At 65.8% G+C, this 23,099-nt stretch carries 13 protein-coding genes and 3 tRNA genes; 9 read left to right on the forward strand and 7 right to left on the reverse strand.

Translation table 11 applies throughout. The features are described 5' to 3' along the window. Window positions 1-166: 166 nt before the first annotated feature. On the reverse strand, window positions 167-2,194 hold the full coding sequence (locus tag OXM57_03820; GenBank protein ID MDE0351798.1) for a cytochrome P450: 2,028 nt from the start codon (window positions 2,192-2,194) through the stop codon (window positions 167-169). 304 nt (window positions 2,195-2,498) lie between these two features. Between OXM57_03820 and OXM57_03825 the strand changes: the two genes are divergently transcribed. Beyond that, complete coding sequence (locus OXM57_03825; protein ID MDE0351799.1) at window positions 2,499-3,269, forward strand: hypothetical protein; 771 nt, start codon at window positions 2,499-2,501, stop codon at window positions 3,267-3,269. Between the two features lie 90 nt (window positions 3,270-3,359). Beyond that, window positions 3,360-3,433, forward strand: a tRNA-Glu gene (locus OXM57_03830). A gap of 572 nt (window positions 3,434-4,005) precedes the next feature. On the opposite strand, the gene OXM57_03835 is transcribed toward OXM57_03830, so the two are convergent. Continuing rightward, complete coding sequence (locus OXM57_03835; GenBank protein MDE0351800.1) at window positions 4,006-4,989, reverse strand: hypothetical protein; 984 nt, start codon at window positions 4,987-4,989, stop codon at window positions 4,006-4,008. Window positions 4,990-6,344: 1,355 nt separating this feature from the next. Here OXM57_03835 and OXM57_03840 point away from each other — a divergent pair. The 3 genes from OXM57_03840 to OXM57_03850 all read left to right on the forward strand — a co-directional run bounded on the left by OXM57_03840 (window position 6,345) and on the right by OXM57_03850 (window position 7,774). Beyond that, the gene (locus OXM57_03840; GenBank protein ID MDE0351801.1) at window positions 6,345-7,538 is read left to right on the forward strand and encodes an aminomethyltransferase family protein; all 1,194 of its coding nucleotides are present in this window, start codon (window positions 6,345-6,347) and stop codon (window positions 7,536-7,538) included. A 64-nt stretch (window positions 7,539-7,602) separates the two neighbouring features. Next, window positions 7,603-7,674: transfer RNA gene (locus OXM57_03845), tRNA-Gln, on the forward strand. A gap of 27 nt (window positions 7,675-7,701) precedes the next feature. Then, window positions 7,702-7,774: transfer RNA gene (locus OXM57_03850), tRNA-Glu, on the forward strand. A 185-nt stretch (window positions 7,775-7,959) separates the two neighbouring features. Here OXM57_03850 and OXM57_03855 read toward each other — a convergent pair. From OXM57_03855 to OXM57_03865, 3 genes are read right to left on the reverse strand one after another with little or no spacing between them, the layout of a single operon-like run. Then, the gene (locus tag OXM57_03855) at window positions 7,960-11,055 is read right to left on the reverse strand and encodes an ATP-dependent DNA helicase (GenBank protein MDE0351802.1); all 3,096 of its coding nucleotides are present in this window, start codon (window positions 11,053-11,055) and stop codon (window positions 7,960-7,962) included. Continuing rightward, window positions 11,052-14,099 carry an ATP-dependent DNA helicase gene (locus OXM57_03860; protein MDE0351803.1) on the reverse strand — a complete coding sequence of 1,016 codons (3,048 nt, stop codon included), beginning with the start codon at window positions 14,097-14,099 and terminating at the stop codon, window positions 11,052-11,054. The genes OXM57_03855 and OXM57_03860 overlap by 4 nt, the downstream gene beginning before the upstream one ends. After that, window positions 14,096-14,260: a hypothetical protein gene (locus OXM57_03865; protein ID MDE0351804.1), complete on the reverse strand. Its 165-nt coding sequence runs from the start codon at window positions 14,258-14,260 to the stop codon at window positions 14,096-14,098. The genes OXM57_03860 and OXM57_03865 overlap by 4 nt, the downstream gene beginning before the upstream one ends. A 260-nt stretch (window positions 14,261-14,520) precedes the next feature. On the opposite strand from OXM57_03865, the gene OXM57_03870 reads away from it, so the two are divergent. Beyond that, window positions 14,521-15,786 (forward strand): DUF1015 family protein, encoded by a 1,266-nt coding sequence (locus OXM57_03870; protein MDE0351805.1) that lies wholly within the window; start codon window positions 14,521-14,523, stop codon window positions 15,784-15,786. Window positions 15,787-15,788: 2 nt separating this feature from the next. Next, window positions 15,789-17,081, forward strand: coding sequence for a Glu/Leu/Phe/Val dehydrogenase (locus OXM57_03875; GenBank protein ID MDE0351806.1), 1,293 nt, complete (start codon window positions 15,789-15,791; stop codon window positions 17,079-17,081). Window positions 17,082-17,130: 49 nt separating this feature from the next. On the opposite strand, the gene OXM57_03880 is transcribed toward OXM57_03875, so the two are convergent. Then, window positions 17,131-18,027, reverse strand: a complete 897-nt coding sequence (locus tag OXM57_03880) for a PD-(D/E)XK nuclease family protein (GenBank protein MDE0351807.1) — start codon at window positions 18,025-18,027, stop codon at window positions 17,131-17,133. Between the two features lie 608 nt (window positions 18,028-18,635). Further along, entirely contained in the window at window positions 18,636-20,234 is a 1,599-nt protein-coding gene (locus OXM57_03885) for an AMP-binding protein (GenBank protein ID MDE0351808.1), read from the reverse strand. A gap of 288 nt (window positions 20,235-20,522) precedes the next feature. Here OXM57_03885 and OXM57_03890 point away from each other — a divergent pair, with 288 nt between their 5' ends. Together OXM57_03890 and OXM57_03895 are read left to right on the forward strand one after the other, a co-directional pair. Further along, entirely contained in the window at window positions 20,523-21,083 is a 561-nt protein-coding gene (locus OXM57_03890) for an NAD(P)H-dependent oxidoreductase (GenBank protein ID MDE0351809.1), read from the forward strand. 354 nt (window positions 21,084-21,437) lie between these two features. Beyond that, the gene (locus OXM57_03895) at window positions 21,438-23,057 is read left to right on the forward strand and encodes a long-chain fatty acid--CoA ligase (protein MDE0351810.1); all 1,620 of its coding nucleotides are present in this window, start codon (window positions 21,438-21,440) and stop codon (window positions 23,055-23,057) included. Window positions 23,058-23,099: the final 42 nt, after the last annotated feature.

Genomic DNA, 23,099 nt, shown 5'->3' on the forward strand with positions numbered 1-23,099 from the left:
GTGTGGTATGGCGAGGCAGCGGTGTTCCTCGCAAGGCCCGCTGACGAAGGCGTACCCGCAGCGGTACGTTGAGGAAGCGGAACGCAGCGACGGGGCGCCGATGGCCGCCAGAGCGCCCGGTTGTTTCGCAGACAGACCACTAGCCTGGGAATCTGATGGAACTCCCTTACACCGGCAGTTCGTGCCTTTGCTCGGCGACGACGAACTGCAGCTTGTTGTTCACCGACGACGACGGGAAGGAGCTGATCTTCAGCTTGTAGTTGGCGGGAGAGATCTCGAGCCTGAAATGGTGAACGAGCAGCAGCAGATGGATCGCCAGATGCAGGGATGTCCACCGGGACCCCAAACACGTATGGGTACCTAGGCCGTACGGCGCGTATGACGACCCGAGGTGCTCCTTGCGCGGAGGCAGGTAGCGGTCGATGTCGAACGAGAAGGGATCGGGGAAGACGTCCTCCATGTAGTGCGTGGCCGTCTGGGCAATCAGAACCCGCGCCCCCTGCGGCAACTCGTATCCCTCGACCGCGCAGGTGTTCATCACATTTCGATACGATGCTGGCACGATCGGGTAGAGACGCAGGCACTCCATGATGAACCGGCGTGTGATGTCGATCGCCGGCCCGGTGAGTTCGTCACGATCCGGCGTCCCCTTGGCGAACAGGGCGTCTGCCTCATTGCTAATACTCTCGTGGAACTCGGGCTGCGACAGCATCGCGTAGATGATTAGGCCGAGTTGATCACCGACATACATGCTTGCGATCAGCGCCGCCGAGAGCACGAAGGGCAGGTTCGACTCCGGGAGGAACTGCCGATCGCTCGCGTGCATGCTCAGCAGGTCATCGGCGAGGTCGCGAGGACACCCAGCCCGCTGGGCGGGTGTGTGGCTACTCAGGACTCGTTCCATGACCTCTCCGACCAGCTTCGCCCGGCGCTTCATAGCGGGCGTACGCAGCATCACCTTGGGCAGGTTCCCGATGACATGGGTCTGCAGGGCTCTTTCCTTGAATTTGTGCAGGTCCGCGACGACATCCTGAGTATCGATGCTGACCATGGCCGGCGACAACGTTGAATTGACCAACTGCCTGCACATCGTCTTTGCGGGGAGCTTGTCACCGACAGACCAAGCCGCCATGTAGGCCCGGGCGGTGGAGTAGCACTCATCCAGCCGAGCCTCCAACCTGGTGCGGGAATAGGCCGGCTGCATGGACTTGCGGTACCGGAAATGATCGGCACCGTCCAGCGTGGGCAGGATTCCTGATCCTCCGTATACCTTTTCGAAATCCTCCAGATAATCCCTGGATCTCAGGTACATGCGCCCATGCCGATGTGCCCAGTGATTCATCTCGGGGCCGGCAAGCAAAATCATCGGGCCGGTCAAGGGCGGGCGGAGCTCGAACACCGGTCCATATTCTTCGGCAAGCTCTGCAAAGAAAGCAGGTAAATTGCCTTGGCGAGCGGGCCGGCTGCGCAGCAACCTACGAAGTGGGACAACCGGAATCGGCTTGGCGAAAGCGGAAGGCCTGAACAATGAACGAGAGAGGTTGTGGCTAACTGCTGCGGCGATGGACCTGCCGATCAAGTCCATGTTGCTGATGAACTCAACTCGCTTCTCCGATGCTTCGTCGAGTTCGAATATGAAACGCAAGACGTCGCATGTATTGATGAGACAGATGATGATGATATCTCTTGGATCCGGAATCTCGTTGGCGAAGATGGCTCTACTAAGGCGGATCTTGACGAAGTCAACAGCGGTACCTTCTCCAGCCGTGGCGTACGAATCCTGTTGCCATGCGCCCCGCGCCAGCGACCAGAAGTCACCGTCGTGGTGCCGGAGAATCTTCAGATCGACCAGCCGCTCAAGGGTCAAGTCGATAATTGAGTCCGCGCGCGGGGCCAGTCGCTCGATCCAGTACTGGGCGTCTCGTTGGACCGGCTCGGAGGCGATTTTCTCAAGGACAGGATCCAGGGCAGGATCGCCCGTTTCTGTCCGATCCAGAAGTATCAGCGAATCCATATCCGTGTCTATACGCGTTAGGAGAGACAGCTGTCCCAGCACCCCTCCGATAACGGCACAGTTCAAATCCCACCCGGGAACCTGCCGGAAGTAGCCACTCTCCTCGTTGAGGAGTGTGAGGACGAGTTCGTCGAGCAGGCTGAGCTTCTGAGTGACCGCACTGTCGGCGGTTAGAGTCATCCGTCCGGTCCCTCCGTCACCAACCATCGAAACCTTAGCATGAAGTACGTATGAAGAAAGTATGAAGAGGCTGTTCGGGAGCATGAAGCGTAAAGAGGTGGTATCCGCTGGGGTGGTCAGGTAGCCGCCACCTCATTGGTTTCGGACGGGCTGCTGAACCCCGCGGCCTCCGTCACCATGACCTAAATACGGGTTTGGAGCATCCGGGCCGCAGCAACAGCAACCCAGCGATTGCACGTACTTGAATGCCCGGCCGGCGATCAATCCATAGACAGCGCTTAGGTCGGCCGGTAGGCTGGACGACATGGCTCAACTACAACTGCGTCCACTCGGTGTCGGCGAGATCGTCGACGCTACCTTCACCGTCTACCGGCGCCGCTTCGGCCCGATGCTCGCCATCGTGCTGGTGCTCGTGTTCATCCCCTTCCTCGTCAGTCTGGTCGGGGGCTGCAGCCTGGACTCGGGCGGCACGACGACGTGCTCGTCTCCCATTGGTTGGCTCGGGTATTACGCGGGCGTTGTCGGTTCGCTCGTGGCGGGCGTGGCCGCCATCCTGGTGGCGGCGGAGGCGTATGCAGATGTCCCGTCCGACTGGCGGAGCGCGATGAGCGCCGCAATCCGGAGGATCGTCGCGATCATCGCGGCGACGATCGTGGCCGGGATCCTGCTGGCCATCGGATTCGTGCTCCTGATCATCCCCGGGATCTTCGTTCTCGTGTCGCTCGCCGTGGTCTGGGAGGCCCTGATCATCGAAGGCATCGGTCCGATGGAGAGCATCAAGCGGTCGTGGCGCCTCGTGTCGGGCGAGCGGTGGCGGGTGTTCGGCGCCGGCGTGCTCGTCATCGTCCTCATGGCCATCGTCGTAGGGGTCATCTCGGCTGTCATAGCGCTCATCCTTTCGGCCGGCCTGGGAGTGAGCGGTGGTATGACCGGTTACCTCGTCCAGCAGGTCGCCAGCCTGCTGTCGATCCCGCTGACCGCCGCGCTCGGCACGGTCATCTATCTGGACCTGCGGGTCCGCAAGGAGTCGCTGAGCACGGACGAACTCGCCGCCGCTCTGTCCGAACAAGGCTGATTCCCAACTAGCCTCCGGACCCGAGCAACGCCGGCCGTTGATCGAGGGTTCTCCGCAGCTCTGCAGAAAGCGTAGGATCCGGGAACCACAGGCCCCGTCGTCCAGCCGGCCTAGGACGCTGGCCTTTCAAGCCAGAAACGCGGGTTCGAATCCCGTCGGGGCCACTAGGGGATACTCGCCATTACCGACGTCCCGGATCGTCGGCGGCGACCAGCGTGCTGGCTTCTGTGGATGGTTTGCTCATGTCAGAGGTCGGAGCCTCGGGTGCTGCCGAAACAGCCCAGAGCGGTTCATCGAGGACGACGGACGGGCTCAAATGAACAGGGCTAAGAGGCTCGCCAGTTGGGGACCATAGGCAGATAACGCGTTCATCAAGGCTGGTCCCGCGTCGTCGGGAACCCTCCGACGAGTGGCACCCGCAGGGGAGGGTTAGCGGCCCGCCGGCCCGTCCCGTGGAACGGCTTAAGCCTGAGTCCACCGAACACGGCCACAACCTTAAGTGCCGTTGTGGAGGTTTCCGGCCCTGGGCGACGCCACACAGCCGGAACGGGACCGCTGGGGAACGACCCCGGACGGAACGGTCGTCTGCCGGCCCCCTGGGACAGGTCGTCCTGGTTGCGCACCTGGCCGAACAGCGGGGACCGGACGCGGAGCTAGGCGAATGGCTGCCAAACCGACACACCGCGGCGGCCTGATCGTCGGCGGACTGTCCGACCCCCTTAGTGTGACCGACTGGTCAGAGGGGCAGCCATTTGACCGCCATCAGCCATACGTAGATTCCGATGACGGCGAACCCGATACCGACCGTGGTGGTTTGTTCCACCCTGGGGTTGTGCTTCGCGTCTGTCTTGACGGTTCGGAACATGACCTTCCCGGCGCCTGTGATGAGGGGAAGGTCACGTTCGGAGCGTCGGTCGAACAGGTGAACGGTCATGAACGTGACAGCCGACGCCAAGAGCATCGACAGCACATCGTTCACCAGCGCGGGCCACGCCTGCGTTTCGGTGCGGGCGAACACGGCCATACCCGCCACCAGGAACGCCAGCATGACCAGCACGATCAGCTCGGCCAGGTTCCGGCCCTTCTGTTTGCTGTTCACCAGCGTGTCCAGGTTCCCTTGCATCTCCGCCGCCTCGGAACGGTCCAACCCGGCTTGTTCGATCTGGTCGGTCACATAGTGGTAAGCGTGTTCGAGTTCGCCGATGTTCCTGGTCGTGTCAATGGTCTGAACATGGTTCAGCAGGACGCGGCGGGTCTGTTTGTCGGCGGATAGCGCGTCGAGCCGCCGCCACAGCATGTAGGTTTGCTGTTCCTCGCTGGCGGTGCGGGCGGTCAGACGCGAAGTGCGGAACGACAGGATCAGAACGAACACCGTCGCGCCCGCGCCCAGCACGCCGTAATAGTCGCCGAATCCCGGGAACCATCCGTATCCGGGAATGTGGGTGAACCATTCGTCGCGCATATAAATGACGAACCCGAACCCCAACAGACTCAGCACAAGCCACTTGAACCCGGCCCGGTCCTCGGACCGGAAGTTGATCAGCGCACTTACCGCTATCACCGCCGCGGCGCCGACCCAGAGAAAGTCGGTACGGTACACCGTGATCGTAGCGAAGGCCGCCAACCAGACCAGCGACAGGACCGGCCGCAGGTACTGCATGGCGTTCACACCCAGATTCGTCGCTTCCAGGTTTGCGTAACGGAAAGCGATGTTTCCCAACGCACTTACTATCCCGATAGCGATCAACCAGACGACCGGGGTTGACACGAAACCGCCCAGATGTGTGCCAGGTCCTGTATCGCCTGGGAAGACGGTCAGACCGATTAGAAGGCCGCTTAGTATGCTGGCCACACTTGTTACTATCGAAACAGCTAGTACACAGGCTAATTCATCCCTCTGAGTATCAGATATATCTGACATGCTCTTGCATCTATCATGATACAGTTCTATCCCTAACCTAAACCTAAAAGATATCCAGGAGCCACAGACCGCGCTCGCCGCGGCTAGCAGCACACCCCACAGGAGACGCCAACCTCCCTCGGTTGTGATACCACCGGCCTGCGAAAACGTAACGAGCGCAACCCCGGCCATAGCAATACTGAGTAGCAGCCAATGCTGCCCAGTCATCCGCTGGTACCGGGGGTCGTGTTGCTTCCGATAAGCGACGAAGAGAATAAGCCAGCCACCCGTAATGACCGTCACTAATGCGGTGTCCAGGAACAGAGTGGCACCCACGAAGGCTGCCAAATTGAAGCCGTTGAGCATTGCCAGTACACCGTCACGTGTAGGAAGTCGGCGAAGAATCCAGGCCCAAAAGTCGCTTCGTATGACGAGCCCGGGATGAGTCCAGATCAGATAGACGAGCCAAACCAGAGACACTGTGGAGTAAACCCAGAATTGGAACACGAAAGGCCCGACCGTGCCGCCTACAAGGGCCACTGCGAGCGGAGTCCACGAGTTCAAGAACACCGAAACGCCCATCCACGACGCCGCCCTCGTGTCCGGTTTCAGCCGCGCAGTGTCGGTCATGCAACGCCTCTCCGGGTACGACCGTCGGCACCGTGTACCAACATGGCGAGGATAGAACACGATACCGGGACCGGCCGGCGCTTGGCCCGGCGGGGCTTGCGGCGCGCCACCATCGGCCGGCGGCGAACGGCTCAGCCTCGATCACATCGAGGGCGACCGGGCCGGGTTCACCGCCTCCGGCTTAGCATCCGTAGCGGGTGCGGGGGGCTGTGCCCTGGCCAGCGGGGTCAGAGACGGGCGGGGTCGGGATGGACGTTCACGGACCAGGCCGCGGAACGGCGGCCGTGGCTGCGGGTGGATGGCGCGGGCATGTGCGGGAATGTGGAAGTCCCCCCCCACTGATAATGTGGAAGTCCCCGTCGGAATGGTCCTATCACCGCAGGTCAGGGATGGTGGGGAACATGCCACTACATCTCTTCGGGGGCCGCGGAGTTTCGTCCGGCACGGCGGTGGAGCGGAGCGCCGTTGCCGGAGCTATGGACGCCCCCACAGATTGTGCTGCTACCGTCTCCTCCGCCCCACCCGGCCCTTTTCCTGAGGTGTAGATGACCGGGGACAGACACTTCTACGTCGAGTTGTTCGGCTCGGTCCGGTTGAGTTCGTTCCGACAGTGCCAATCGCCCTTCGCCGACCGGTACGTGACGGATCGGACCGTCTTCGGCATGTACTGCGATCGCCTGTATCCCCTCAAGGCGTACCCTGACGAGGACCCCGTTCCCCAGTACTGGAAGTTGCGGAACGGGGTGATGCTGTACGACGTCCCCGAAAAGCCCCTCGAGATCATCGGTCCGGATGCCGCCAGGATGCTCGAGAGGGTCCTCACCTGCAGGGTCGGAACGCTTGCAGTGGGTCGGGCTCGGTACGGAATTGCCTGCAATGAGGACGGCACCGTTCTGATGGACGGCGTGATCATGCGCCTTGGGCCGGATCGCTTCTGGTATGTGAAGGCGAACGGTGAATTCGAGGGTTGGCTCACGGCCCACGCCATGGGGCTCGATGCCGAGGTCTCCGATCCGGACTCGAGAGTCCTCCAGATTCAGGGACCGAAGTCGCTCGACGTGCTGGACGCGGCGATCGGCGGTGGACTATCGACCGACTTCAGGTACTTCCACGCCGGATTCTTCGAAATCGGAGGACAGACACTGTGGGTGTCCCGGACCGGATGGACGGGCGAGGCGGGGATCGAGATCTACTGCAACAGCGGTCCGGAGGCGACGGATCATGACGCCCTCTGGGATCATCTGCTCGCCTGCGGTGAGCCCTCCGGCATGGAGTTCAGCTCGTCCTCATCGATGGGAATACGGCGCATCGAAGCCGGCATCCTGGACAACGGTACCGACATCGAGCCGGACCTGACCCCGTTCGGCGCCGGCCTCGGAAACTTCGTCGCGCTCGAAAAGGGGGGCTTCATCGGACGTTCCGCGCTGGCAAAGGCTGATCGCAGCCAACTCCTGTTCGGCCTGGTCTGCGCCACCGCCGCGCCGGACGCCGGCAGGCAGGTGCACTTCGAGGACGGCCCGGTCGGGCACATCACGATCGGCACCTGGTCGCCCGCGCTGGATGCTGGCGTCGGCTACGTGCGCTTCGATCGGCCCCTGCAGGGCGGCGACTGGCTGGGCAAGACCGTCTCCTTGCTCAACCACGAAGGAACTCCTCATCGGGCGACCGTTGACACCCTGCCGTTCGTCGACAAGGAGAAGCGGTTGCCCCGCGTCGAGTGGAGTGGCAGACGGTCCTAGGAATAGGGCGTTCCCCGGTCCGGTTGACGCGTGCCGGCCGATACCTGGTATCTTGCGGGCCTGATCGGGAGTGGTGTAATCGGCAGCACGACAGGTTCTGGCCCTGTTAGTAGGGGTTCGAGTCCTCTCTCCCGAGCGGTTGGTATCATTCGCCACGCGCAGTGGCCCCGTCGTCTAGGGGCCTAGGACACCGCCCTCTCAAGGCGGAGACGCCAGTTCAAATCTGGTCGGGGCTGCGATAGAACGACCCGGTCGGATCCGTCACCGTTGGTGAAGGGCTCCGGTCGGGTCTTTCCAATTTGGGCGATAGGGCGGCCTTCGCGAGTGCGAGTGGGGTGTGCGTCCGACCATGAGCCTTGCCTCGGACACGGGATGCCCGGTCCCATGACCCTCCCCGAAGGAGGACATGGGGGCACTGCTCCTACTGTTCCGAGCTGACGTGGGCCTGACCGGCTTCGCAGAACGTCAGGAAGTCGCAGGAGCGGCAGGCGGGGGAGGGGACGGTCTGGAATCGCTCCGACCGGATGCCGTCGACCAGCTCCGTCACCCGCTGCTCGGCTCGCTCCATCCAGGCGCCGTCCGCTTCCTGGCTCACCACGTCGAGTCCGTCGCCGAGGTAGACGAAGGACACTTTCAGTGACTCCGGTGGGGCGGCACCCAGACCGGATTGGCGCGCCGCCAGCGCGTAGGCCTGCAGCTGGACCTCGCTCGAGGGCCGGTGGGAACGCCGGCCTGACTTGAAGTCGACTATCTCCCAGCGGTCCGCGCCCTCACCGTAGACGGCGTCGATCCGGCCTCTGATCCGGACCGACTCGGACATCCGGAGCTCGAACGGCGCCTCGACGTGGACGGGGATACGGTCGGCGTAGGGCGACTCCAGGAAGGCGTCCCAGCCGGAGTGCCCGCCTTGGGACGATGCCGCGTCCTCATCGGCGGTGCGGTCGTACAGCTGAGGTTCGAGGTCGTCGAAGGGGACCAAACCCCGGTTGTGCAGCTCGATGCGGCGATGCAGTTCGAGGCCGCGGCGAGCAGCAGGTCCCGGCCGGCGGGGAAGCCGGTCCACCTCGGACCAGTAGTACCGCTTCGGGCAGTCGGCATAGGTGACCAGGCCCGTCACGCTGATGACGGTCGGCTCCGGTTCGGGATCGTGTCCGGCGGGATCGGTGAGGGACAGCAGTACCTCTTGGAACTCCTCCACAGCCTGATCGTAGAGGTCTCTCACCCCGAGCCGGCCGGCCCGGCGGGCCGCCCAATCCGGGTCGGAGCCGATCGCGTGAAGCGCGCTCTCCCAGGTGGTCCCCAGCACCGGGTCCGGCCCGGCCTCCGGGATCGGGAACCTCAGGCTGTCGGGTCGGGGCGGTGGCTCCGGGATCCACTGATCTATCGTCACATGCTCCAGGCGGCGGGCGGTGTCGATGAGATCCCCGGGTCGGGAGGGGCGTTTGAGAGGCTCCGGTGAGCCGTACCAGTGGGCCCCGCTCAGGTAGAGGTGTTGCTCGGCACGGGTCACCGCCACATAGGCCAGGCGCCACTCCTGGTCGTAGTGCCGCCGGCGGAGCCAGTCCCGGCGAACCCGGTCGTCGAGCGCCGGGTCGAGGTTGGCGCGGAACTCGGGATCGATACGGAGGTGGGAAGGAACCGATGAGTCGATCCTGGACGGGTCGGCATACGCCCGGGGCCGGGCCGGGAAGTTGGTCTCGTACAGCGCGGGAAGGAATACGGCTTGCCATTCCAGCCCCTTCGCCCGGTGGACCGTGGAGAGCGTGACCGCTTCCTCGTCGGCGAGCCGGGCGGTGTCCAGCCCGTCGCCCGGATCGTTCCCGATCATCTCCAGATGGTCCAGGAACGCCCGCAGCGAGTAGGACCCCTCGAGGGGTTGCCAGTGCTCGGTGAAGTCGAGGAAGCGGTGCACGTTGAGACGGGCGGAGATGTCGGAGGGGCCGGGCATGGCCTCGATGTCCTGCCAAGCCCCGGTCCTGGCCAGGACCGATCGAGCCAGCTCGGACGGCCCTGCGCCCTGGGCCTCGACGACGAGTGACCGGTAGATGTCCCGGAAGCGCTCCAGGCGGCTCCTGGTGTCAGCGAGCAGTTCCAGCGAATCGAGTTGCTCCAGTGCCTCTGCGAGGATGAACCACATGCCGTCGCTGTTGCGGTTCCGGGAGGCCACCCAGCGGGCGAGGGGTACCAGGTCGCCCAGACCCAGGCGGTAGCCGGTGCCCATCAGGATCCGCACCAGGGCCGGGCTGTCGGCCGGGTCGTCCAGCAGGCGGAGCCACGCGTGCAACTCGACCACCTCCGGGACCTTGAGCAGGCCGCCCAGATCGGTGACCTGGAGGGGAACGTCATGTTCCTCGAGGGCCTGGCGCACCAACTCGATGTTGGCGTTACGGCGGAACAGCACCGCCATCTCCGACCATGCCATGCCGGATTCGTGGAGGCGCCGCAGCTCCCGGGCGGTTTCCTCGGCCTCCTCCCGCGCGTCGCCGAACCAGGACACCTGTACCGAGCCGGGGGGCTTGCCCTCCAGGGCCTCGAGGTCATCGGCCGGGTCGGAGCCGGTGATCCGCGCCCTGACCCGGTTGGCCAGATCGAGGATGCGCTGCCCCGACCGGCGGTTCACCGACAACCGGAGAGTTTGCGACTCCGACCCGTCGGCTTCCCGGAAGCTGGTGGGGAAGTATCCGAAGTTGGCCGGGCTGGCGCCCCGCCACTCGTAGATGGTCTGGTCGAGGTCGCCTACCGCGGTCACGGCCCCGCCGGTCCCGAAGAGGGTCGAGAAGAGTTCTCGCTGGGCCGGGTTGGTGTCCTGGTACTCGTCCAGCAGGACGCACCGGTACTGCGATCGGACCCGATCCAATATGCCGCGGTGGTCGGGGTTCCGTACCAACTCCACGGCGAGCCGGGTGAGGTCACCGAAATCCCGCACCCCCAACTCCCTTTTTTCCTCCTCGAACTTGACGAGGGTGGTGGCCAGTTCGGCCCGGCGGGCGCCGACCTCGTCCTCCGGATCAGAAGCGAGGACGTCCTCAGGACGGAGCAGGTTGTCCGACAACTCTCCGGCCAGTTCGACCAGCTTTCGCACCACGGTCGGCACGTGGGTGGCGTCCACGAGCCGGAAAGGGGTGGAGAGGACGCATCGGTGGAGGATCTGGCGGCCGGCTGCCGGGGTGATGATGCGGGTGCCCCGATCCATACCGACCAGCGCCCCGTAGGTACCGAGCAGGTGGGCGGCGAACCCGTGGTACGTGAAGACGTCGATCGCCTGCTCCGGTCGCATCCCGCGTATGGATGGGAGTTCGGGGGCCGACCGGATCCGTCCTGCCAGCTCGGCGGCGGCCTTGTTGGTGAAGGTCACTCCGAGAATCTGTTCCGGCCGGACGCCGTAACGCTCCATGAGAGCGGTCATCCGGCGGACCAGGGTGAAGGTCTTGCCCGTGCCGGCCCCGGCGGTCACGCGGAGGGGTCGCATTCCGTAGTCGATGACCGCCTGTTGCTGGGCCGAAGGGCGGTGCCTCATCGGCGGTAGGCCTCCTGGCCCTCTGCCCACGCCGGACAGACCAGCCTCACGTCGCAGCTGCCGCAGGCCCGGCCCGGCCGGGGCTCCCAGTCCTCCTGGTGGATCAGGCGGGCGATTTCCTGGAGGCGCCGCCTGGTCTCCGCCTCCCGGTCCGGGCCGAACCTGCGCACCGTGACCTTCCTGGCGGGAGCGTGCGGGAACCAGAACTCGGCGCCGGTTACCGGCCCATGCTCGGCTATCGCCGGGTCGGCGTTGGAGGCCAGGTAGTAGAAGCCGAGCTGGAGGGAGTCGCGGGCCTCCTCGTTGGTGGGTGCCGCCTTGCCGGTCTTGTAGTCGACCACCCGCAGCGTGTTGTCGGGATTCCGCTCGATCCGGTCTATCCGGCCCCGCCAGGTCGTCCCTCCCAGTTCCAGCCTCACCGGGTACTCCAGCAAGACCGGGCTGCCGGCGGGCTGCGGCCAGCCGGCGTAGAGCTTCTCCAGCAACTCCTGAGCCCGCCGCCGCCAGGCGTATCGCAGTGACTCGGTTCCGAAGTCGTGCCGTCCGATGTGGGAGTCCAGGAGGGCCAAGGCCTCATCGACGGTGGACCGGCGGTCCTCTCGTGCCGCCTGCCGCTCGGCGTGTTCGAGCACCGCGTGGATGACGGCGCCAAAGGTGAGGTGGGGGCTGTCTTCGGCGCCTACCTCGAGCAGCCGTCCCAGGGCGAACTGCCGGGGACATCTGTCGTAGCCCAGGGCATCACTGGGGGACAGCCGTCTCCGGCCGCGGATGAGGCCCTGGTCGGCGTCCTCCCGGCGTACGGCTGCGTAGCTATGCGGGGTGCGGATGCCGGGGCACGAGGTGGTGGCCAGCACCGTCGCGGCGGCGAGACGTCGATGGTCGGGCTCGGCGGGGTCGACCAGGACGCGCCTCAACCAGGTCTCCGCCTCTCGAGGAGTGACGGGCCTGACCGGAGCGGGATCGGCGCCCGCCACGTCCACTCCCGGGCCTTGGATCATCTCCAGGAACCGGCTGGGACGGTGGTGGGCCTCGCCGGAGCCGGCGTTGGTCGCGGTCAGCACGACGCGCCGGCACGCCCGGGTCATACCGGTGTAGAGAAGGCGGGTCTCCTCCTGCAGGCGTCGGGTGTTCGACGGGTCGGGCGCCGCCCCGGATCGGATCGGGGGGGCGGAGGAGCGTGGGGGATCGAGGTGCTCGACCTGGAGCAGCGATCGGTGGCGGCTCAGGTCGGGCAGCACCCCCTCGACCGCATCGGCGATGAACACCACGTCGAACTCGAGGCCCTTCGTCTGGTGGATGGTGGTCAGGACCATCCGATCCTCGCCGGGATCGCGGTAACTGAGCAACGGGCTGGCCTCGAAGTCATCGGACTCGACCAGGCGGATGTAGTCGATCAGGGTGATGCTCGGATCGCGGTCGGCCACCCTGGCCAGGGCCTGGGAAAGGCTCGCCCAGGCCGCCCGGAAGTCGCCGCGCGCCGGATCGTTCACGAAGGGCTCCAGCTGCGGGAGTCGGGTCCAGGCATGCCAGAACCCATCGATGGCGGGCAGGTGGATCCAGGACGGATCGCTGAGCAAGGCGGCGAGTTCCTCCCCTCCCTCCACATGGGCCCGGATGGCCTCGGACCAGTCCATGCCGAACAGCCTCCGGTCCCGCTCGACCGCCCGGAGGCGGCCTACGCCCAGGTTGAACAGGGGACCGAGCAGCACCCTCCTGACCGGCCCACTGCCGGTGGACGGGCCGGAGTGCGAGCCGAGAGCCGCCCGGGCCAGATCGAGAATGACCCGGGTGGCCGGGTGGTCGGCGAGGCGCTTGTCGGGACGCTCGTGGGGGATCGACCTCTGTTCGAGGGCTCGCGACAGCTCCCGGAGAAGGCGCCGCTTGGTCCGGACCAGCACCGCCATGCGGTGGAAGGGGATTCCCTGCTCGATCCGGAGCCGGCCGGCCTGGGTGGCGATCCACTCCGCTTCGGCGGACTCCTGGTCGAACACCCGGATCTCGACCCGACCCGGTCCGGCGGCGGCTTCCACCGGGCCCGCCGCACCGGGAAGGTCGGCCCCGACCGTGAGGCGTTCGGCGGCGCGGAGGATCTCGAACGGAGTGCGGAAGGAAGTCGCCAGCACCCAGCGCCGCACCGGACTCGCGTCCGCGACGGGGAAGTCGGCGGCGAAGCGCCGGACATTGCCCAGGTCGGCACCGCGGAACCCGTATATGGACTGGTACGGGTCGGCCGCCACGGTGAGGTTGCGGTCCGGACCGACCAGCCACCTGAGCAGCACCGCCTGAGCCCTGGTGGTGTCCTGGTACTCGTCAACCAGCACGTACCGGTAGGGCCGGACGGCCGGCTCCTCCTGTGATCGGTCCGCCAGCACCTCGATCGCCCTGGTCATCAGGGTGCCGTAGTCGATCCGTCCGCGGCGATCCAGCTCGGCGTCGTAGCGGTCGATGAAGTCGGGCAGCGCACGCCAGTCGCGGTGCTCCCGAGTGATCCGGGCCAGGTCGGCGCGGTCGAGCATCTGTTCCCGGGCTCGCAGGATGAAGTCGGTCACCTCGTGGGCGAGGGTTCTGCTGTCCAGCAGCCGGCGGAGGGGGAGCGGCCAGCGGCCGGGCGGCTCGCCGGCCAGCAATTCCGAGACCAGGTCCACCTGCTCCGGTCCGGTCAGGATGGACGGAAGGGCGGCCCATCCGAGGACGTCATGGGCGTGCCGTTCCAGCAGGCGGTAGGCGAGGGAGTGGAAGGTGGACGCGCCCGCGCTTCCGGCCGGATTCGCCACGGCGCGGTGGAGCCGGTTACCGAGATCGGCCGCAGCGCGCCGGGAGAACGTGACGGCGAGGACGGCCGAACCCGGGACACCGCGGTGGTCGATCAGGTGCGCGATCCGGCGTACGAGGAACTCCGTCTTACCTGCACCCGGACCCGCCACCAGCAACTGGGGGCCATCGGTCTCCTTCACCGCTCCGTCCCAGTCCTCGGGACGGAGCCGCCGCTCGGCGAACCGGGTCCCGGCCGGGCCCGGAATCGCCAGGTCCGGATGGGCCGTCAAGCGGCCAGGGGCGGCCGGGCGGCGACAGCCGTCTCGGCCTCTGCCGGCCCGGTCTCCTCCAACACCACGGTGAAGCCGAAGCCGGCCTCGGTGATCGCCAGTTCGGCGGCCAGGATGGCCTCCTGGTCCCGGCTGGATTGGGTTCTCATGTTCTCAGCCATGGTCAGTAACTTACGAAGAGGGTGTGACACGATCCGCCAGGAGGGTGCTGACAAACGGGATGGGTCGGTCCACGATGCCTCGACGCGGGTTTCGTACCCACTGTCAGGCCAACCGGACCCATTAGGAGTCCACTCCTAGCTCAGGATCTTACGGTATCCTTGGACCCTACGGTCGCCCCGGTGGTGTCCGGCTCGGATCGGTGTCGTATCATCGTCCCTTCACACTCGCCCAAGCACACTCCCGGAGTAGCCGATAGCTCGTGGTCTCCGTCATACCTGTTGAAGCCCTCGTAACCCGCTCCGATCGGGTTGTCGACGTGGTTGCCCCCCAGGCCGACTCGGTTCCCGGCGGCGACAGCTATCACTATGCGGTCGATCATCCCGACTCGTTCCTGAACGTCACCCTTGCGGTGGGCGAGTTCCCCGGGCCGACGCCATCCCGGGAGGCCGTCGTCAAAAGGGCTTCCGGTCACTTCCGCGGGATGCTGGAGCGAGGACTGTTCGAGCCCCTCCCGTTGGCGGCCTTCTTCCTGTACGAGCTGGATACGGGTAGCCATCGTCAAGTAGGAATCGTGGGTGGGGTTTCGCTGGCGGCGATCGAGGAGGGGCGCATACTCGGTCACGAGGAGACCCTTGAAGGCCCGGTGGAGGATCTGGCCCACTTCTACCGCGTGGCCCGGCTCTCGTCCAGCCCGGTGGCGCTCGGATTCGATGCGGACGAGCATCACCATTCTCTGATGAGGGAGCTCTCCTCGGGTACGCCGCTCCGGGACTTCACGAGCCCGGACGGTGTGCGGCAGCGACTCTGGGCGGTGACCGACCCGTCCGGAATTTCCGCCCTGCGGGCGGCAGCCTCCCGGGTCGAGACCATGTACATCACCGACGGCCACCATCGCGTGGCGGCGGCCCGGCAGCCGGGAGGCGGACCTGGCTGGTTCCTGGCCATCATGTTTCCCAACAACCACCTCCGGGCACTGGCCTACAACCGCGTGATCGTGCCCGACTTCCTCCCGTCGCCCGAGGAGGTCCGCCGGTCGCTGAGTGGCGGCTGGGAGATGGACAGAATGGGGCCGGCCGGTGCGGTGGAGTCCCAACCGCGGGGCACGGGTGAGATCGCCATGGTGCTGGATGGCATGTCCTACCGGCTGGTGTTCCGCGGGCGGCGGCCGGACCATCCGGTCGCACGCCTCGATGTGAGCCTGCTCCACGACAGCATCTTGAGACCGGTGTTCGGGATCTCGTCCAGCGAGGATCCGCGTCTCTGGTACGAGGTCGGGGAGAACTCGAGCATGCCGTTCGAAAGCCGGGTCGCTGCCTATCCCGGCGCCGTGGGTTTCGCGATGCATCCGGCGCAGATCGACGAGATGACCGCAGTCGCCGATGCGAGAAGCCTGATGCCCCCCAAGTCGACCTGGTTCACCCCCAAGCCTCGCTCCGGACTGCTCGTGGTGCGCTGGGAGGACCAGGCGGCCGGGAATGATCCGCGGGCACCAGACGGAGCCCCGGGGGGAAGTAGGGGGCGGTGAGCGTGACGGATCAGAACCGAGCACCCGCGGTCGCCCCCGAGATGGAGTGGGATTCCCCCATGTACAAGGAGGCGGTGTCCCAGTTCCAGAACGTCGCCGAGAAGATGGGCCTCGACGACAACATCCGTGAACGCCTGACCATGCCGCAAAGGTCCCTGGTGGTGACGTTCCCGTACCGGACGGACGAGTACTCGGAGGTACGCACCGCCTACGGATACCGCGTGCAGCACGTGCTCACCATGGGCCCCACCAAGGGCGGCATCCGCTACGCCCCGGACGTCAATCTGGGTGAGGTAGCGGCGCTGGCCATGCTCATGACCTGGAAGTGCGCGCTGGTGGGACTGCCATTCGGAGGCGCAAAGGGAGGCGTCCGGATCGATCCCCATGCCGTTTCCCGCAGGGAGCTCCAGCGTGTCACCAGGCGCTATACGGCAGAGGTCATCGGCATGATCGGTCCGCAGACCGACATACCGGCACCGGATCTGGGCACCGACGAGCGGGTCATGGCCTGGATCATGGACACATACAGCCAGCACCAGGGGTATGCGGTCCCGGCCGTGGTGACCGGCAAGCCACCCGAGTTGGGCGGGTCGGTGGCCCGCCGCGAGGCGACCGGCCGGGGGATCATCAGCCTGCTGCCGTCAGCGGCCATGCGATGCGGGGTGGCGGTCGACGGAGCGCGGGTGGTGATCCAGGGCTTCGGCAACGTGGGTCGCTACGCGGCCATCGCTGCAGCCGAGATCGGGTGCCGCGTCGTCGCCGTGGGTGATCTGACCGGCGCGATCCACAACGGGAACGGTCTGGAGGTCGGCCGCCTGGCGCGCTATGTGGACGAGGTCGGGGGGGTGAAGGGTTTCCCGGGGGCCGAGGAGATCGCTCCGGACGAGTTGATGGCGATCGATTGTGACGTGTTGATCCCGGCGGCGGTGGGAGGGGCGATCCACGCCGGTAACGCCGGCGACATCCAAGCCAGGCTGATCCTGGAGGGCGCCAACAACCCGACCACCCTCGAGGCCGACCGTATCCTGCTCGATAGGGGCGTGCTGATCGTGCCCGACATCATCTGCAACGCAGGCGGGGTGACGGTCTCCTACTTCGAGTGGGTGCAAGACCTGCAGAACTACTTCTGGTCGGAGAACGAGATCGTGAGCCGGCTCCGTGAGATCATGATCCGGGCGTTCGAGTCGGTGTTGGAGGTCAGCATCCGGGAGAAAGTGGACATGCGAACGGCCGCCCTGATGAGAGGAATCGACAAGGTGGCCCGCGCCAAGCTGGTCCGCGGTGTGTATCCCTAGTTGCTAGTTGCTATTGTTAACGATACTGACCACCAGTCCACTGGCCACTCTACTGACCGAGGGGTAGGGCGGGCTCCGGCTTTGCATAGGCCTGGCCTTCCGGGCAGCGATCCTGGAAGGAGCACCACCGGCACAGGGCTGACGGTTTGGGCGGGAAGTTGTCCCGCTCGATGGCCGCCCGGATGGTGGTCGACAGGGCCAGGAGTTGGCGCTCGATTCCGTCCAGGGTGTTGCGATCGATCTCGATCGAGTACACGGTGGAGTTGCCCAGGTACATCAGGCGGAGCTCGGCCGGGGTCCGTCCCCTCTGCCGCTGTACCAGTAGGGCATAGATCTTGAGGGCGAAGAAGGCCGGCAGGGCGAAACGCTCGGGTGGCGCGGCCCCGGTCTTGTAATCGATGATGACCAGCTTCCCGTCGGGTCGTTCATCCATGCGGTCGAGGATGCCGCGCACCACGATCTCCCCGAGGTCTTCGGCGAGCATGAGTTCCCGCTCGACCGGCGCGACCGAGGTGGGGTCCTCCAGTCGGGTGTAGTTGGCCACCACCCGCAGGCTGTCGATTCCCCACTGCCGTTCGGCGTCCAGGTCGTCGAACAGACCGGAATACTCGGGAGTGGCCCGCAGCGCGGTCCACTCCTCGCGGAACAGGTCGAACAGGCGCTCCGGGGTTCGCTCCGCGGCGGCGAGGTCGAAGAGGCGTTCCAAGGCCAGATGGGCCGTGGTGCCCCGGGCCTGCGGGGCCGTGATCGGCTCGGGCAGCCGGTCGATAGCCCGGAAGCGGAACAGCAGGGGACACTGCTTGAAGTCACCGGCGCGGCTGGGAGAGATGGTCTCGAGGACGGTTTCGGCGCCCTCGGCAGTCCGGTTCCCATCAGCCGGCGAGTCCGGCGTGGGTACGTTCTCGAACAGCGCCGGCTGCCGGGCCGCGGGCTTCACCGATGACATGAGGCGGATCATAAAGACCGGACATGACGCCGTTGGGATGCGGCGACCGGCCGCCCACCCATTCGACGGTCAGGTCGCGAAAATATCCAGGGGAGCGCGAAAAACTTGGCGCCAAACGGATAGGTGACTGCTACCTGGCGGGGTAACTTGGTGCCAACCAACCGGGGCAACCCGGTCGGGGAACCGGACCGGAGGGTCCGGATCCGATACTCAGGTACCGGATCTAAACCTTCGGAAAGGACGTTTCCTCGTCGCAGAGCAGCGATGTTATGGGACGAGGAGGCGGTGGCCCACGCCGGGCGGTGCTTCGGCCCCGTCCTAACGGGTCGAGGGAGCCGAGGTGGCAGCGATGTCGCAACGGATCCCGACCTGCCGGCACCGGAGCCGCGGTAAAACGTGGAACCGATGCCTGGCTTATCGCCTGAGGGATGCGGTCGTAGCGATACGGCCTGGCATCCGAGAGGCGAGAGGAGTCGAGAGGCTTCTCAAGCGCTCGAGCGGCGGCTACCTGCGGGTGGCGGCGGCTGGAGCAAAAGGGAACCCCGAGAGGGCGCAAGCTCACTCGGGGTTTTCCTTTTGGACGGATTGCGACTCCGTTCCGTACCACTTCAGTTGATACGGCGCTCGCGGCCCTTCCACTCCCGGTCCCGCAACACGAACTTCTGGATCTTCCCGGTGGAGGTCTTGGGCAGGCTGTCGACCATCTCCACTTCGTCGGGCGCCTTGAAAGGGGCGATGCGGTCGCGCACATGGTCGATGATCTCGTGCGCCGCCGCCGTCCGGCCCCCCTTACGGACCACGAAGGCTTTGGGCCGTTCGCCCCAGCGCTCGTGGGGCACGGCGATCACGGCGCACTCGAGCACCGCCGGATGGGAGGCGATGGCCTTCTCGACCTCGATGGTGGAGATGTTCTCGCCTCCGGAGATGATGATGTCCTTGGAACGGTCCCGCAGGTCGACATAGCCGTCCGGGTGCCACACCGCGATGTCCCCGGAGTGGAAGTAACCCCCACGAAAAGCGTCGTCGGTCCCTTCAGGGTTGTCGAAGTAGCCCTTCATGACGTTGTTGCCGCGCATCACCACCTCTCCCAGGGCGGTGGCGTCCTGGGGGATGTCCTGCATCCCATCATCCACCACCCGGGTGGGATCGGCGATGATGAACGACACGCCCTGCCGGGCCAGGAACCGGGCGCGGTCCTCCACCTGCATCTCGGGCACCCCGGGCTGAAGCTCGCACACGGTGTGGGGGCCATAGGTCTCCGTCAACCCGTACATGTGGACGATCTCGGCGCCCAGGTTTTCCATCGTCTCGATGATGGTGGGACTCGGTGGCGCCCCGGCGGTCGTGATGGTCACGGGCCGGGGGAAGGGATGGGCTTGGGGAGCGTCAGCGAGGCCGATAAGCACGGTGGGGGCTGCGTTGAAGTGGGTGACCTTCTCCGAGTCGATCAGCGACCAGATCTCGGCAGGATCGACTCTGGGCAGGCACACATGGGTGCCCCCGATGGCGGTCACGCCCCAGGTAGTGCACCAACCGTTGCAATGGAACATCGGAAGCGTCCAGAGGTAGACGGAGTCGGGAGAGTGGCGGGAGTGGATGATCTCGCCCAAGGCGTTCAGGTAGGCGCCCCGGTGCGTGTACATGACACCCTTGGGCCGGCCGGTGGTCCCCGAGGTGTAGTTGATCGAGATGGTCCGCTCCTCGTCGTCAACCTTCCAGGGGAGTTGCCGGTCGGACCCGCGGGCCATGAACTCGTCGAAGGGAGTGACGGGGAAACCGGCGCGATCTCCGGCACGGTCGATCCCCACGACCTCCGAAACGGTGGTGAGGCGATCGGCGATGCCGGCGAGTCCGGCCAGCAGATGGGTCTCGCCGACGAGGAGCTTCGCTCCCGAATGGTCAAGGATGTAGCGGATCTCCTCCGGCGAGAGACGCACGTTCACGGCCACCAGAACCGCTCCGAGGAGGGCCGGCGCGAAGTGGGCCATCAACATCTCCGGGATGTTGGTGCAGAGGAAGGCCACCCGGTCCCCCGGACCCACGCCTGAGGCGGCCATGGCGTTCGCCATCCGGGTGGTCCGGTCGGCCATGTCGCCGTAGGTGATGCGCCGATCCCCGTCGACTATGGCGACCTTGCCGGGATAGACCAGCGCCGACCGCTCCAGGAACGACAGCGGGGTCAACTCGGTCCGGTAAACCGCGGGCATCGGTGAAGGTTACCCGACCTGTGGCCCCTGGCCGCTGACCGGACCGGGCTGCTCGTAGCCGCGAACGGCGCGGAGGTGTCCGGTCGCCATGGCAGTGGGCGGTGACGGGCCGGATGGCTCCCTCACATGCGCGGGGCCGAACCGATGGTTGGTCGAGACATTAGACTCGCGACAGGGGACGGCCGGAACCGAATCCAGCACTTGGGCCACAAAGGAACCTGTTCGTAGTCCCGCACTCCTAGGCGTAACCCGCCATCGGACGCGAATGTGCGCAGCAGGAGTTCATTCTTGAACGAGCAGCCCATCCGCATCTTGGCCATACCCGGCAGCCTTAGGCGCGCCTCCTACAACACGATGTTGCTCGAGGCAGCGAGGCGGCTGGCGCCGTCGCCGATTGAAGTCGATGTCTTCGACGGTGCAGGACAGATACCGCTCTTCAATCAGGATTCCGAGGGCGATCTGACGCCCGGCGCAGTCCTGGAGTTGCGCGCCAGGATTCGCGCAGCCGACGCCATCCTGATCGCTTCACCCGAGTACAACGGCAGCATTACCGGCGTGCTGAAGAACCTCATCGACTGGGCATCGCGCCCATACGGCCATTCTGCCTTTGAGGGCAAGCCGGTATCGGTGGTCGGCGCGAGTCCGTCACGCTTCGGCGCTCTGCGTTCCCAGGAAACCACGATCGGTGTCCTCACCAGTGCAGAGGCGACGGTCGTAGGGGGTCCGCACCCGGTCAAGCAGGTGTTCCGGCTCGTCGGCTCTGAGGGTCGTATCGGCGATGCAGCAACCCTGTCGATGCTTCGCGACGTGTTGGCCGAGTTGTCGTCCGCGGTGATGCTCGACGTCTAGTGGTCTGTCTGCGCAATAGCTGGGTGTGTTCTGGCGGTCATCGGCGTCCCGTCGCTGCGTTCCGCTTCCTCAACGTACCGCTGCGGGTACGCCTTCGTCAGCGGGCCTTGCGAGGAACACCGCTGCCTCGCCATACCACACCGCCATTACACAGACAGACCACTAGCAGGTTGTCGGGCACCCAGCGGTGCCGCGCGGACGCGGGTGTGTCCGTGCGTGGTGGCTGCCCGCCTCCTCCCCGGACACCCCACCGGGTCTCGGTCCAACCCCGGACGACTGACCACTGACCGAGCACTACCATCCGGTGTCTGCCCGGAGGCAGCGTGGCAGCCTTCCCCGGTAGAGGAGGACTCGATGCCACCGCACATGTTGGACTTTCCCCTGCTCCTGTCCACTCTGTACGAGCGGGCCGTCCGGATCTACCCGCACCAGGAGATCGTGTCGGTGAACGCCGACGGTTCCCTCTACCGGAGCACCTACGGCGAGACCGACGACCGGGTGCGAAGATTGGTGGGCGCCCTGGACCGGCTGGGCATCCGGCCGGGCGAGGTGGTCGGCACCCTGGCGTGGAACACCCACCGGCATCACGAGATCTACTGGGCCACCGCCAACACGGGCCGCGTCTGCCACACCGTCAACCTCCGCCTGTCGGCGGACCACATCCGGTACATCATCGACCACGGCCGCGACCGGGCGGTGTTCATATCCGGCGACATGGTGGAGGCGGCGGAGCGGTTGGCGCCCGACCTGCCGGGCGTGGAGTACTGGATCATGCTCGACGGGGATCCCGGCGCCACCTCGCTGCCGGGCGCCATCGCCTACGAGGACCTGATCTCCGAGACCGGCTACACGGGGTCGTGGCCCGAACTCGACGAGCGGTCGCCCCACATGTACTGCTACACATCCGGGACCACCGGCAACCCTAAGGGCGTGGCCTACACCCAGCGCTCCACCTACATGCACGCCCTGTCGGGAATCGTCTTCTGCCCCCTGGCGGCCAAGGACAACATAATGCCGGTGGTACCCATGTTCCATGCCGCCGCCTGGGGGCATCCGTTCATGGCCATCACCGCCGGCTGCAAGATCACCTATCCGGGACACGACCTGTCAGCCGAGGGACTCGTCAACCTGATCGAAGGCGAGCGGGTGACCTTCTCCGCCGGCGTGCCCACCGTGTGGTTGGCCGTCCAGCACTACCTGGAGGCTCATCCGGAGCGTGATACCTCGTCCATCCACTCCTTCATGTGTGGGGGATCGGCGGTTCCTAGAGCCATGATCGACTGGTACTGGCGGGCCAGGGGCATCAAGGTGATCCAGGGGTGGGGCATGACCGAGACCAACCCGGTGGCGACCTTCTCCATGCTGAGACCGGAGATGGAGGATTGGGACTGGGAACGCCAGCTCGACTTCATCGAGACGCAAGGCCTGCTGATCCCGGGGCTCCGGGGCAAGATCGTGGACGACGATGGGCGGGAGCTCCCCCAGGACGGGGAGGCCTTCGGCGAGTTGCTGGTCCAGGGTCCCTGGGTGGCGGCCGAGTACATCCGGGACCCGCGGACGGCCGACACCATGGTCGACGGCTGGCTGCGGACCGGCGATGTGTGCAAGATCACGCCCGAGGGCTACATCCGGGTGACCGACCGGGCCAAGGATGTCATCAAGTCCGGCGGGGAGTGGATCTCCTCGATCGACCTGGAGAACCTGATCATGGCCCATCCCAAGGTGGCGGAGGCCGCGGTGGTCGGGGTGGAGCACGCTCGGTGGCAGGAGAGACCCATCGCCCTGGTGGTCCCGCATCCGGGCGGGAAGGTGAGCGATGAGGAACTGGCCGGCCACCTGCGCGGGAAGGTGGCCGACTGGTGGCTACCGGATGCCTACGTGGCCGTGTCCGAGATTCCGAAGACCAGCACCGGCAAGTTCGACAAGAAGGTGATGAGGGATCGGTACGCTTCCGTCCTCACTGACCGGCCATGAGCCCCGCCCGCGGAACGGGATCATCGGGCTGAGGACGCCTCG

Source organism: bacterium (genome assembly GCA_028820935.1).
Lineage (GTDB): Bacteria > Actinomycetota > Acidimicrobiia > Spongiisociales > Spongiisociaceae > Spongiisocius.

What these genes read in the sequence shown, in the direction of transcription:
- OXM57_03820 (MDE0351798.1), bottom strand. Translation starts at nt 2,194, where the DNA reads ATGACTCTAACCGCCGACAGTGCGGTCACTCAGAAGCTCAGCCTGCTC.
- OXM57_03825 (MDE0351799.1), top strand. Translation starts at nt 2,499, where the DNA reads ATGGCTCAACTACAACTGCGTCCACTCGGTGTCGGCGAGATCGTCGAC.
- OXM57_03840 (MDE0351801.1), top strand. Translation starts at nt 6,345, where the DNA reads ATGACCGGGGACAGACACTTCTACGTCGAGTTGTTCGGCTCGGTCCGG.
- OXM57_03855 (MDE0351802.1), bottom strand. Translation starts at nt 11,055, where the DNA reads ATGAGGCACCGCCCTTCGGCCCAGCAACAGGCGGTCATCGACTACGGA.
- OXM57_03865 (MDE0351804.1), bottom strand. Translation starts at nt 14,260, where the DNA reads ATGGCTGAGAACATGAGAACCCAATCCAGCCGGGACCAGGAGGCCATC.
- OXM57_03880 (MDE0351807.1), bottom strand. Translation starts at nt 18,027, where the DNA reads ATGTCATCGGTGAAGCCCGCGGCCCGGCAGCCGGCGCTGTTCGAGAAC.
- OXM57_03885 (MDE0351808.1), bottom strand. Translation starts at nt 20,234, where the DNA reads ATGCCCGCGGTTTACCGGACCGAGTTGACCCCGCTGTCGTTCCTGGAG.
- OXM57_03895 (MDE0351810.1), top strand. Translation starts at nt 21,438, where the DNA reads ATGCCACCGCACATGTTGGACTTTCCCCTGCTCCTGTCCACTCTGTAC.